The 12,081-nt window shown below is 69.5% G+C and carries 14 protein-coding genes; 9 read left to right on the top strand and 5 right to left on the bottom strand.

From position 1 onward, the window contains the following. Window positions 1-22 precede the first annotated feature (22 nt). Complete coding sequence (locus tag BDK89_RS05360; protein ID WP_133867964.1) at window positions 23-409, top strand: thioesterase family protein; 387 nt, start codon at window positions 23-25, stop codon at window positions 407-409. Then, window positions 391-1,008, top strand: coding sequence for a hypothetical protein (locus BDK89_RS05355; protein ID WP_133867963.1), 618 nt, complete (start codon window positions 391-393; stop codon window positions 1,006-1,008). Before BDK89_RS05360 ends, BDK89_RS05355 begins: the two co-directional genes overlap by 19 nt. Window positions 1,009-1,109: 101 nt before the next feature. Here BDK89_RS05355 and BDK89_RS05350 read toward each other — a convergent pair whose 3' ends face one another. Beyond that, on the bottom strand, window positions 1,110-2,723 hold the full coding sequence (locus BDK89_RS05350; protein ID WP_133867962.1) for an acetolactate synthase: 1,614 nt from the start codon (window positions 2,721-2,723) through the stop codon (window positions 1,110-1,112). An 85-nt stretch (window positions 2,724-2,808) separates the two neighbouring features. Here BDK89_RS05350 and dxs point away from each other — a divergent pair, with 85 nt between their 5' ends. The 3 genes from dxs to BDK89_RS05335 are packed head-to-tail and all read left to right on the top strand — an operon-like array spanning window position 2,809 to window position 5,854. Further along, complete coding sequence (dxs, locus tag BDK89_RS05345; RefSeq protein WP_133867961.1) at window positions 2,809-4,755, top strand: 1-deoxy-D-xylulose-5-phosphate synthase; 1,947 nt, start codon at window positions 2,809-2,811, stop codon at window positions 4,753-4,755. A 1-nt stretch (window position 4,756) separates the two neighbouring features. Continuing rightward, window positions 4,757-5,068 (top strand): cupin domain-containing protein, encoded by a 312-nt coding sequence (locus tag BDK89_RS05340; RefSeq protein WP_133867960.1) that lies wholly within the window; start codon window positions 4,757-4,759, stop codon window positions 5,066-5,068. Window positions 5,069-5,086: 18 nt separating this feature from the next. Then, entirely contained in the window at window positions 5,087-5,854 is a 768-nt protein-coding gene (locus tag BDK89_RS05335) for an inositol monophosphatase family protein (protein WP_133867959.1), read from the top strand. 83 nt (window positions 5,855-5,937) lie between these two features. Here the strand turns inward: BDK89_RS05335 and BDK89_RS05330 are convergent, their stop codons facing one another. Continuing rightward, a complete protein-coding gene (locus BDK89_RS05330) occupies window positions 5,938-6,288 on the bottom strand; it encodes a VOC family protein (RefSeq protein ID WP_133867958.1) in 351 nt (116 codons plus the stop codon). A 19-nt stretch (window positions 6,289-6,307) separates the two neighbouring features. Here BDK89_RS05330 and BDK89_RS05325 point away from each other — a divergent pair, with 19 nt between their 5' ends. Together BDK89_RS05325 and BDK89_RS05320 are read left to right on the top strand one after the other, a co-directional pair. Next, window positions 6,308-6,718, top strand: a complete 411-nt coding sequence (locus BDK89_RS05325) for a VOC family protein (protein ID WP_133867957.1) — start codon at window positions 6,308-6,310, stop codon at window positions 6,716-6,718. Continuing rightward, a complete protein-coding gene (locus BDK89_RS05320; RefSeq protein WP_279586777.1) occupies window positions 6,708-7,874 on the top strand; it encodes a trans-sulfuration enzyme family protein in 1,167 nt (388 codons plus the stop codon). Before BDK89_RS05325 ends, BDK89_RS05320 begins: the two co-directional genes overlap by 11 nt. Before the next feature lie 16 nt (window positions 7,875-7,890). Here BDK89_RS05320 and BDK89_RS05315 read toward each other — a convergent pair whose 3' ends face one another. Both BDK89_RS05315 and BDK89_RS05310 read right to left on the bottom strand, forming a co-directional pair. Then, window positions 7,891-8,544 carry a maleylpyruvate isomerase family mycothiol-dependent enzyme gene (locus BDK89_RS05315; RefSeq protein WP_133867955.1) on the bottom strand — a complete coding sequence of 218 codons (654 nt, stop codon included), beginning with the start codon at window positions 8,542-8,544 and terminating at the stop codon, window positions 7,891-7,893. A 79-nt stretch (window positions 8,545-8,623) separates the two neighbouring features. Continuing rightward, window positions 8,624-9,277 (bottom strand): NifU family protein, encoded by a 654-nt coding sequence (locus BDK89_RS05310; protein WP_133867954.1) that lies wholly within the window; start codon window positions 9,275-9,277, stop codon window positions 8,624-8,626. Window positions 9,278-9,351: 74 nt separating this feature from the next. Between BDK89_RS05310 and BDK89_RS05305 the strand changes: the two genes are divergently transcribed. Continuing rightward, window positions 9,352-10,113, top strand: a complete 762-nt coding sequence (locus BDK89_RS05305; protein ID WP_166657393.1) for a maleylpyruvate isomerase family mycothiol-dependent enzyme — start codon at window positions 9,352-9,354, stop codon at window positions 10,111-10,113. Between the two features lie 4 nt (window positions 10,114-10,117). Here the strand turns inward: BDK89_RS05305 and BDK89_RS05300 are convergent, their stop codons facing one another. Next, the gene (locus tag BDK89_RS05300; protein WP_133867952.1) at window positions 10,118-10,909 is read right to left on the bottom strand and encodes an SDR family NAD(P)-dependent oxidoreductase; all 792 of its coding nucleotides are present in this window, start codon (window positions 10,907-10,909) and stop codon (window positions 10,118-10,120) included. Window positions 10,910-10,974: 65 nt separating this feature from the next. On the opposite strand from BDK89_RS05300, the gene BDK89_RS05295 reads away from it, so the two are divergent. Further along, on the top strand, window positions 10,975-11,946 hold the full coding sequence (locus BDK89_RS05295) for a DMT family transporter (protein ID WP_133867951.1): 972 nt from the start codon (window positions 10,975-10,977) through the stop codon (window positions 11,944-11,946). The last annotated feature ends 135 nt before the right edge of the window (window positions 11,947-12,081 follow it).

Below are 12,081 nucleotides of genomic sequence, written 5' to 3'. Positions count from 1 at the left end.
GGAGGCGTTAGCGTGACTCGCCGTGAACGTCGCTGTCGGACTCAAGGGTGAAGCACGACTGGTGGTCGGTGAGGCCGACACCGCCAGCGCGCTCGGCTCCGGTGACGTCAACGTGCTCGGCACGCCCCGCATGGTCGCCCTGTTCGAACAGGCCACGATCGATGCGCTGCGCGGCATGCTCGAAGAGGGTCAGTCCTCGGTCGGCATGCGGGTCCAGATCGACCACCTCCAGCCGACCCCGGTCGGTGCCGAGGTCGTCGTCGAGGCCATGCTCGACAAGGTCGAGGGCCGTCGCATCACCTTCGCCGTCACGGCCAGCGACTCCGGCGGGCTCGTGGCTGCCGGCAAGGTCACCCGAGTCCTCGTCGACGTGCAGAAGTTCATGTCGAAGTGCTGCCGCGCCGACTGACCGCCTCGCTCGTCGCCTGCGGCGTCGCCCTGCTCGCCTCGTGCGGTGGCGGTGACGAGATCGAAGACGCCGTCGTCCGCCCCGGTATCACCGCCATCGAGGAAGCCCGCAGCGAGACCTGTGCGGCGAACGCATCGGTCTTGCGGCAGGCGATCGACACGTACACGATCCTCGAGGGCGAACCGCCCGTCGACGAGGCTGCTCTGGTGCCCGACTACATCCGGGAAGCAACGACCGACTGGGACATCGTCGACGGCGAGATCGTCGCCGAGAACCCGGCCTGTGGCGACGTGCCGGAGGTGGTGCCGCTCGACGACATCATCACGTCGTCGTCCGAGCTCCCGACCGGCGAGCAGATCCTCGCATCGTGGACCGACGACCAGATCGATGGTGTCGGCGGACTCGAGTGCGCGACCGAACTCACCGAGATCCTCGCTGCGGCACCGCGCTTCGCCGAGGAGCAGGGCGTCGACCCAGCCGGACTTCCCGACCTCGTCGACGCCGGCTACCTCGGCGAGCTGCCCGAGCTCTGGACCGTGTCGGACACCGACGAACTCGTCCCCACCGACGACAGCCCCTGCACGCCCCTCGCCGGCTAGGGGTCGGATCAGAAGGGGTCAGGCACCTTCTGGCGTGGCAGCGATCGCCTGCTCGACGTCGGGGGCCAGAGGGTGCCTGACCCCTTCTGGTCGCTCGAGCCCTAGGCGAGGTTGCTGGAGCGGGGGTAGACGTCGCTCGGGTCGGTCATGACGTTCACGAGGTACGGCACGCCGCTCGCGAAGGCTCGGTCCATCGCCGGGCCGATCTCGTCCGGGGAGGTGACCGTCTCGCCGGCACCACCGAGCGCCTTGACGACCTCGTCGTACCGGGTCTCGGGCTGCAGATCGCAGGCCATGTCCCAGCCGTAGATCATCTGCATCGGGTGCTTCTCGAGCCCCCAGATGCCGTTGTTGCCGACCACCATCACCACCGGCAGGTCGTGGCGCACCAGCGAGTCGACGTCCATCAACGAGAACCCGGCCGCACCGTCGCCGAGCATCACGACGATCTGACGGTCGGGGTGCACGGTGCGCGCCGCGATCGCATAGCCCATGCCGTTGCCGAGGCAGCCGTACGGGCCGGTGTCGAGCCAGCAGCCGGGTTGATACGTCTCGACGTACTTGCCGGCGTACGACACGAAGTCGCCGCCGTCGCAGATCACGATCGCATCCCGTTCGAGACGCTTGCGAAGTTCGCCGTAGATGCGGGTGGGCTTGATCGCCGCGTCGTCGGCCTCGAGCAGTGGCGCCTCCTTGGCACGTGCCGCCTCCTCGGCCTCGCGCAACTCGGCCAGCCAGCCGCTGTGATCGACCCGGTCGCCGGTGTGGTTCGCCAGACCGGCGAGGGTGACGGCGATGTCGCCGGCAACCGTCGTGGCGTCGACGTGCCCCGCCGCCTGCGACTCGTCGTCGACGACGTGGGCGACGGTCGCATCACCGAACGTGCCGAAGCCGACACGGAAGTCGAGCGGGGTGCCGATCACGACCACGAGGTCGGCACGCTGCTTCAGCACGCCGCGCGTCCGGAGGAAGGCGTGGGGATGATCGGCGGGCAACATGCCGCGGCCCAGGCCGTTGAAGAAGCAGGGCACGCCGAGCGCCGTCGCTGCGGCCTCGAGCTCGTTCCAGGCTCCGTCCCAGTAGGCGTCGCTCCCGACGAGGAAGGCGGGCCGCTCCGCCTTCGCGATCAGCTCGGCGAGGCGGTCGATCGCGGCGGGATCGGCGGCCGGCGACAGGTCGGCGCCACCGTCGGGCACCTCACCCTCGGTCGGAGCGAACAGGTCGAACGGGAAGTCGAGGAACACCGGGCCGCGGTGCGGCGACGCGGCCAGCGTGACCGCGCCGTGGACGATCTCACCGGCCAGTTCGGCCTGCTTCACCGTCGTGGCGAGCTTGGTGATCGGTTGGAGCACCGGGACGTGATCGAACTCCTGGAGCGACCCGGCTCCCCACCGACCCTCGGGTGCTCGCCCGCCGAGCACGACGAGCGGCGCGCCGTTGAACATCGCCGACGTGACCGCCGAGATGCCGTTGGTCACGCCGGGGCCTGCGGTGAGCGCGGCGAGTCCGGGCTTGCGGGTCAGCTTGGCGTACGCCTCGGCGGCGAACGCAGCGGCCTGCTCGTGGCGGGTGTCGACCACCCGCATCCCCCGATCACGTGCGGCGTCGTAGAACGGCCAGATGTGCGCCCCGTTCAGGGTAAACATCACGTCGGTGCCGAACTGCTGCAGTGCGGCGATCGTCTGCTGTCCGGCGTGTCCCTCGATCCGTGTCATGGCCCGAACCGTACCGATCCGGGCCGTGGCGTGACGGCACCTGCTGGACGTTCCCCGCGGGCGACGAGGTAGCGTTGAAGCCCAGATGTATCTGGAGCGCATCAACGAACCGGCCGACCTACGGGCCCTCGATCACGACGAACTCGACGCACTCGCCGGCGAGATCCGCGACTTCATCGTCGCGGCTGTGAGCGAGACCGGCGGCCACCTCGGCTCGAACCTCGGTGCCGTCGAGCTGTCTTTGGCGCTGCACCGCGTGTTCGACTCCCCGACCGACGCGATCATGTGGGACACGGGCCACCAGGCGTACGTCCACAAACTCGTGACCGGTCGTCGGACCCAGTTCGAACAGCTCCGCCAGGAGGGCGGCCTGTCGGGGTACCCGAGTCGCGAAGAGAGCCGCCACGACCACATCGAGAACAGCCACGCCTCCACCGTGCTCTCGTACGCGTACGGCATGGCGGTCGCGCGTGACACGGGCACCGACGACCATCGCCACATCGTCGCCGTGATCGGCGACGGCGCAATGACGGGTGGCATGGCCTACGAGGCGATCAACAACCTCGGCCACGGCAAACGCCGCGTCATCATCGTGCTGAACGACAACGGACGGAGCTACGCCCCCACCGTGTCGAACCTGGCCGCCAACGTGCAGGGCGCCGACGAACACGAGGCGCACCCGTCGTTCACCGACCGGGTCACCGACAAGCTCTCGCACGCGCTGACCGACATCCGTCTCAACCCGGTGTACGTCCGCCGTCAGCGGCGACTCGAGGACTTCCTCGCGAGCCTGCCGGCCGTCGGCCCGCAGGCCGAGAAGGCGGTCGAGGGCTTCAAGGCCGGCGTGCGCGAGTTTCTGCAGCCGCCGTCGTTCTTCGAGGCGTTGGGCGTCCGCTACACGGGCCCGGTCGACGGACACAACATCGACGAGCTCGAGCAGGCGTTCCACAACGCGATCGAGCTCTCGGCCGAGGGGCCGATCGTCGTCCACGTCCTCACCCAGAAAGGGCGCGGGTACTCACCCGCCGAGGACGACGACGAGAAGCACCTGCACGATGCGCCGGTGTTCGACCCGATGACGGGCCCGCCCAAGGCGGTCCCGACCGGGTACACCCAGGCCTTCGCAGAGGGCGTCATCAAGGCCGCCGAACGCGACGACCGGATCGTCGCGATCACGGCCGCGATGCCCGGCCCGACCGGCCTGCTCCCGTTCCAGGAGCACTTCCCGAAGCGCTTCTTCGACGTCGGCATCGCCGAGCAGCACGCCGTGGCCGGCGCCGCCGGCATGGCGATGGGTGGCCTCCGCCCGTTCGTGGCGATCTACTCGACGTTCCTGTCGCGGGCCTGGGACCAGGTCGTCTACGACGTCGCGCTGCACCGTCTGCCGGTCGTGTTCTGCCTCGACCGCGCCGGCATCACCGGCCCCGACGGTGCCAGCCACCACGGCGTCTACGACATGGCGTTGCTGTCGAAGGTTCCCGGCATGCGGGTCCTGGCGCCGTCGAGCGCGCAAGAACTGCACCAGATGATCGACGACGCCGCGACGCTCTCCGACGACGGTCCGGTCGTCATCCGCTACCCGCGGGGGTCGGCCCGCCAGGTCGCCGACGATCAGGTCGGCAGCGGCCTGTCGGCCCGACAGGTGCAGGCCGGCGACGGCACGCTCTGCATCCTCGCCGTCGGCCGGATGCTCGAGTTCGCCGAGAAGGCAGCCGCCGCACTCGCCGAGTCGGGGATCGACACGACGGTCTGGGACGTGCGCTCGTGCGCCCCGCTCGACCCGGCGATGATCACCGACGCCGCGACGCATCGGGCGATCGTCACCGTCGAGGACGGCGTCCGCGACGGCGGCATCGGCATGATGATCGCCGACCAGGTCGGAGCGATCGCCCCGGCCGTCCCCGTCGCTTCGCTCGGCACCCCGACCCAGTTCATCCCGCACGGCGACCCGAAGACGATCATGGCCCGCCTCGGTCTCGACACCGACGGCATCGTGCTCGCGGCTCGCGCCGTCCTCGATCCGGACGTCTGACGTGCGCATCCTGCGCGCCGCCGAGTACACCGGCGAACGAGCGTGGGACGCCGATCACATCGCGTCGATCGACGGCGCAACGGTCCGGCTGCACTGGACCGACGAGCCGTACGTGTGGCACGTCAACGACGGCGACGAGGTGTTCGCCGTGCTCGACGGCGTCGTCGACATGCACGTGCGCTCCGACGGCGAGGTGAGCGTGCACCGGCTCGAAGTCGGCGACGTCTTCTACGCCGACGCCGGGACCGAACACGTGGCGCACCCCGACGGCCCCGCCCGCGTCCTGGTCGTCGAGCGCGCCGGCTCGGTCTGAGCCTCGTACGCTCGCAGCGTGCACCCCGATCTCGAGTTCGCGCTCTCGCTCGCCGACACCGCCGACGCGTTCACCCTCCCCCGCTTCGAGGCGGCCGACTTCACCCTCGGGTGGAAAGACGACCGGAGCGAGGTCACCGAAGCCGACCGCGGCGCCGAATCACTGCTCGCCGACCGCGTCCTCGCCGAGCGCCCCGACCACGGCTTCTTCGGCGAGGAGCACGGTTTCCAAGGCCCGCCGGACTCACCGTGGCGTTGGATCGTCGATCCGATCGACGGCACGTCGGGGTTCGTCCGCGGGATCCCGGTGTGGGCGACGCTGATCGCGCTGCTGCACGACGAACGCGGACCGGTGGTGGGTGTCGTGTCGGCACCGGCGCTCGGCCGACGATGGTGGGCGGCGAGCGGTGAGGGCGCGTTCGCGAACGGACGGCGGTGCAACGTGTCCGATGTGGCGAGTCTCGACGACGCCCAGGTCAACGTCACCTTCAGCCCGGGTTGGGACGAGATCGGCAAGACGGGCGCGCTGGTGTCGCTCCTCCAGCGGGCACGACGGGCACGTGCGTTCGGCGATTTCTGGCAGCACTGCCTCGTCGCCGAAGGAGCGGTCGACGTGGCGGTCGACGCGATCGGTGTCCAGCCCTACGACCTGGCCGCAGTCCGGCTGATCGTCGACGAGGCGGGGGGTCGCTTCACCGACCGCCACGGCACCCCGACCCACGAACACGACTCCGCCATCAGCAGCAATGGCCACCTCCACGACGACGTCATCCGGCTCCTCACCTGAACAGATGGGGTCAGGCACCTTCTGTTCCGAGAGAGTCCGGCGGACAGTGACGGGATGGACAGAAGGTGCCTGACCCCATCTGTTCAGCCGGTGATGAAGCAGAACTCGTTGCCTTCGGGGTCGGCCATGACCTGGAACGGCCCGTCGTCGGTGTCGACGAGGCCGCCGATCTTGCGTGCACCGAGCTGTTCGGCCTCGTCGATCGCCCGATCGAGATCGTCGACGTCGACATCGAGATGGACGCGATTCTTTCCGGACTTCCGCTCGGAGACCTTCTGGAACCCGATGTAGAAGCCGTCCTCGTCGCCGTCGAGGACGACCCAGTCGTCGGCCTCCTCGATCACCTCGCCCCCGATCAGCGCTTGCCAGAACCGGGCGAGCGCGATCGGGTTGGAGCAGTCGACGACGATCTCATGCAACGAGCCGATGGGCATGAGCGGTACGGTACGCCCTGTGGCCGTGCGGTTCCAGATCACGATCGACTGTCAGGACGCCGATGCGATGTCGGCGTTCTGGTCAGCAGCGCTCGGCTATGTGGTCGAACCGCCGCCGGCGGGATTCCTCTCCTGGGAGGACTTCCTGCGTTCGAACGACATCCCACTGCCTCCGGCGCACTCGATCTCGGCGATCGTCGACCCCGACGAGATCGGTCCCCGCATCCTGTTCCTGCGCGTCCCCGAACCGAAGACGGTGAAGAACCGGGTCCATCTCGACATCCGTTCCGACCGCACCGACGACGGCAAGCGCCAGAAGATCAGCGAGCTCGTCGAGGCGGGGGCGACCGAGGTCCGGCGCGTCGACGAACACGGCGGCTGGTGGATGGTGATGCACGACCCCGAGGGGAACGAGTTCTGTGTCACCTGATCCGTCACTGAAGCCGTCGAGTCGGGCGATCAGGGCCGGCCGCGACGCGAGCGGCCGCTCCATGGCGCCGGCGCTGTGGGCATCGAGTGTCTGGGAGTCCGATGGCTTCGACGATGCCCATCGTCGTGCGACCGCCTTGCGCGCCGACGAGTTCTACGGCCGGTACTCGAACCCGACCGTCCGCAGTTTCGAGGAGGCGATCGCCGACCTCGAGGGCGCCGAGGACGCAATGGCGTTCGCGTCGGGCATGGGCGCGATCGCATCGACGGTGCTGGCGCTGTGCTCCTCGGGCGATCACATCGTGGCCACTCGCCAGCTGTACGCCGGCACGCTGGCGTTCCTGCAGGGTCCGTGCCAGCGCTTCGGGATCGACGTCACGATCGTCGACGGCACCGAACCCGGCGCGGTCGGCGCTGCCGTCGAGCCGGGCCGGACCACGATGGTGCTGATCGAGACCCCGTCCAACCCACGGCTCGAGCTGTGCGACCTCGACGAGATCGGGTCGATCATGAGCCCGTTCACCGTGGTCGACTCCACGTTCGCCACCCCCGTCGGACAGCAACCGCTCGCCCATGGGGTCGACCTCGTCGTGCACTCGGCCACGAAGGGGATCGCCGGGCACAACGACGCCACGATCGGCGTCGTCGCCGGCGAGCGCGAACTCGTCGATGCGATCTGGGGGTACGGCGTGCTGCACGGGGCGATGGCGTCGCCGTTCGACGCGCTCAACGCCCTTCGCGGGGTCCGCACGCTCGCCGTGCGCACCGCTCACCAGGCGGCAACGGCCCAGCATCTCGCCGAGTGGCTCACCGAGCACCCGGCGATCGCCGCGGTGCACTACCCCGGTCTGTCGTCACATCCCCAGCACGACCTCGCCAAACGACAGATGCGCCAGTTCGGCACCGTGCTGGCGTTCGACCTCGTCGAAGGCCACGAAGGAGTCCGGCGCCTGATCGACCGAATCGAGCTCGCTCGGCCCGCGACCTCGCTCGGGGGGCCCGAAACGCTGCTGTGCCACCCGCAGACGACGACCCACGCCAGCCTCACGCCCGACGAGCAGGTGGCGTGCGGCGTCACCGACGGGCTGGTGCGGATGACCATCGGCCTGGAAGACGCCGGCGACCTCGTCGCCGACCTCACCCGCGCCCTCGGCTGACGACGAGCCGAGCCGGCTACTCGACGATGTCGACGGGGTTCGGCCCGAAGCGGAACCAGGCGGCGAACACATCGTCGCCGATCGGCTCGCTCCAGTCCCACGATTCGACCTGACGTCGCGAGCGACGACCGAGCCGCGACCGTGCGACCTCGAACCCCGTCACTCCCGACAGTTGGAGCGGCTCGCCCTCGCCCTCGTTCGTCACCGCCGCCCTGTCGGTGCAGTCGATCGTGAGAGGACGGCCGAAGTCGTGGTGGAGCAGGGCGTCGACGATGACGCTCATCGCCTCGCTGTCGCGGTTGCCGGGGCGACCGACCGCGGTGCGCACGTCGTGTTCGTGACTGTGGCAGTCGAAGATCGGCAGCGGCTGGCCGAACGCCTCGATACCGTCGGCCGCCGGTCCGATGGCGGCGTTCCAGCGTTCGATCAGTTCGTCGACCGGAGTGTCGCGCCATCGGTCGACCTGGGCAGCCGTCCACGGATCGGTGGCCGCTCCCTCGACGTTGCCGTCGACGATGTCGATGCTCACCCCGGCGACGTGGGACAACACGTCGCGAACGGTCCACTCCGGCGTGCAGGGCGACGGGAGCGCCCACTGGTCGGCGTCGAGGTCGGCGACGAGTTCGACGAACGAACGCTGGACGTCACGGTAGAGGCGCGCGATCTCCATGGGTGGAGACTACGACACGGGTCGTCGGGCGAACCCCGACGGTCAGCTGGAGCGGGGGTCGCGGCGCGAACCCCGACGGTCAGCTGTAGAAGGGGTTCTCGCCGGTCGAGTGATCGGTGAGGTCCTTGACCCGCTGCACCTCGGGGAGCTGCTCGGTGAGCATGGTCTGCACACCCTCGAGCATCGTCATCTTGCTCATCGAGCAACCGTGACAGCCGCCGCCCATCGTCATGAAGACGGTGCCTTCACCGTCGTGACCGACGTAGGTGACGAAGCCGCCGTGCGCGGCGAGCGCCGGGTTGACCTCGGCCGACACGATCGTCTCGATCTGGGCCGACAGCTCGTCGTCGCTCGTGAGGCCCTCGACGTCGGGGGCCTGCGGCCGGTTGGGGTTCCGGATGACGAGACCCTGGTTGTCGGTGTAGTCGAGCGTGGCGTCGGTGAGCCGCTCGACGCTGTCGGCGGGGATCACGACCTTGAACGTCCCGGCGTCGCCCTCGTGGGTGCGCACCTCGTCGGTGAACGCCGCCTGGAGGTAGTCGTCGAAGCTCAAGTCGTAGCGGAAGTCCTCGCCCGGGCCGGACACGATCGAGAGACGCAGCCCGAGCTGGTCGGCGTCGGGCTCGTCGGAGCGCAACTCGATCAGCTTGGAGAGGGCGGCGTCGGTGATCGAGATGATCGGCTTGCTCCGACCGTCACCACTGTCCGCTGCGAGTGCTTCGAGGGGGCTCATGAGTTCGAGGCTACCGGCGACCTCCCCCGGGCACAGATGGCGGCCGACGGGTGCTCGCACTACGGTCCACCGATGTGAGTGACGCCCTGGAACCGCTGCACGACTCGAGCTGGTACATCCGGCATCTGACCGAAGAAGGCGCACGGTTCGCAGCGGCGGTCGAACGCGGGCCGCTCGACGCGGGTGTCGCTGCGTGCCCCGGCTGGCAGCTGACGAATCTCGTCGAGCACCTCGGCCTGATCCACCGGTGGGCGACCTACGTCGTCGAGCACGGCGAACCCCCGACCGCCGATGCCGGCCCTCCGCCCAAACCCGGTCGTGACGACCTGGCCGGGTGGTATCGCGAGAGCCTCGCCGGGCTCCTCGCTGCGCTCGATCGGCTCGACCCCGACGGCCCGACGTGGCACCCGTTCCCCGTCGAGCAGGTGGGACGCGTGTGGCCTCGTCGCCAGGCCCACGAGACGGCGATGCACCGATGGGACGCCGAACGCGCCGTCGGCGAGCCGTCGCCGTTCGACCCCGAACTGGCGAGCGACGGGATCGACGAGTACTTCGAGATCACCATCCCCCGCCTCATGGTCCGCGAGGGCATCGAGCTGCCCACCGGGAGTCTGCACGTCCACTGCACCGACGTCGAAGGCGAATGGCTCGTCTGGAACGACGGCGGCGAGTACCGGCTGAAGCGGGCGCACGAGAAAGGCGACGCAGCGCTGCGGGGTCCGGCGGCAGCGATCCTGCTCCGGCTGTGGGGTCGGGACTCGCCGCTCAGCGACGAACTCAGCCCGGTCGGTGACGAGCAGGTGCTCGCCGACTGGCTGTCGATCGCCGGGATGTGACAGCTCAGCTGCGGAACGAGCCGGCACCACCGTCGACGACGATCCGCTGCCCCGTCACGTAACCCGCAGCATCGCTGCAGAGGAACGTGACGACGTTCGCGATGTCGTCGGGCTGGCAGACGCGACCGAACGGAAACTGGCTGTCGAGCTCGCGCAGGTCGTCCATCTCACGCTTGCCGTACACCGCGCGTGCGAGCCGGACACCCATGTCGGTCTCGACCAGGCCCGGCGCCACGATGTTGACGTGGATGCCGTTCGGCAGCTCTTCCTTGGCGAGGGTGTAGGCGAGCGACTCGAGCGCCGCCTTCCCCATGCTGTACGGCGCCCCGTTCGCGCCGTGTGTGTGAGCGGCGACCGACGAGATCATGACGATGTCGCCACGGGCCGCCTGGCGCATCCCCGGCAGCACGAGGCGGGCGGCGTGGTGGGCCCCCACGGCGTGGGTGTTGATCACCCGCACGAGCTCGACCGGGTCGGTGTCGGCGACCGATTGGCCGCGTGATGCGATCCCTGCGTTGCAGACGAGCAGGTCGACGGGGCCGAGGTCGGCGGTGATCGCCTCGACCATCGACGCCATGGCATCGGCGTCGTCGACCGACGCGGCGTACGCAGCGGCTCGCCCGCCGCTCGCCTCGATCGCTGCGACCACCTCGGCGGCCGCGTCGGCGTCGCGTCGATAGTTGACGGCCACGGCTGCCCCGTGCGACGCGAGGTGCTCGCTGATGGACCGCCCGATCCCGCGGCCGCCACCGGTCACGAGTGCGATCCGGCCGGCCAGGTGCTGCGTCGTCGTCATGCCGCCACGATGGCAGGCCGCCGACCCGCACGACGGATCGGCCGACTGGCAAGCTGGCCCCTTCCATGGAAGCCGACCCCACCCGCTCGCAGCGTCTGCTCGGTCTGACCGCTGTCGTCGCCGCGATCATCTGCTTCGGCATGTCGTCCGGCATCATCAAGTGGCCGGGTGCGCCCGGGTCGGTGATCGCGTGGTGGCGGCTGATCGGATCGTCGATCCTGTGGTGGTCGCTGACCCTGACGCTGCGCGTCGCGCGTGACCGCCCGCTGCCGTCGCGTGCGAGCGTCGTGGCGAGTACACCCGCAGCGCTGTGTCTCGGCTTGCAGATCTCGCTCTTCTTCACGGCGGTGACGAAGACCTCCATCGCCCACGCCGAGTTCATCGCCGCGCTGGCGCCACTGCTCATCATCCCGACGGGCTTCCTCGTCTTCCACGAACAACCCAACTGGAAAGCGCTGCGTTGGGGCGTGCTGTCGGTCGCCGGCCTGGTGATCGTGCTGCTCTACGGGCCCGACGCCGGCGTCGCCACCTGGCAGGGCGACCTGCTCATGGGCGGCGTGCTCATCCTGACCGTCGCCTACTACTCGACCTCGAAGTACGCACGCGGCAAGGGGGTGCCGATCATCGACTTCATGTCGACGATCATGCCGATCGGGCTCGTGACCGCGACGCCGATCGCCCTGGTGCTCGCCGGGGACGAACTCTGGCCCCTGACCTGGCAGACGTGGGTGTCGATCGGGCTGCTGTCGGTGCTGACCGGCATGGCCGGGCACGGGTTGCTGTTCTACGCCCACCGGTCGGTGCCGATCGCCACCATCTCGGTCATGCAGGTCGGCCAGCCGGCGCTCGCCGCGTTCTGGGGGTGGCTCATCGTCGGCGAGGCGATCGCCCTCGCCCAGGTGCCGGGCATGATCCTCGTGATGCTCGGCATCGCCCTCGTCGTGTGGTCGAGCCAACGCGCCGTCACCCGCACCGCCACCGCCACCTCGAGCCCCGACCCCGGCTCAGACCCCGAACCCGGACGCCTGGTCGATTAAATCGCCTGGGCGTCCACCGGTGGACACCTGGTGGATTCAATCGCCTGGGCGTCCGGGGCCGGGCACCACACCCACGTCCGGCCGGACGCCTGGTCGATCAAATCGCCTGGGCGTCCACCGTCGGACACCTGGTGG

The sequence above is a fragment of the Ilumatobacter fluminis genome (genome assembly GCF_004364865.1).
GTDB classification, from domain to species: domain Bacteria; phylum Actinomycetota; class Acidimicrobiia; order Acidimicrobiales; family Ilumatobacteraceae; genus Ilumatobacter; species Ilumatobacter fluminis.
Note: the sequence above shows the minus strand (reverse complement) of the source record. Positions and strands in the feature narration are given on the sequence as shown.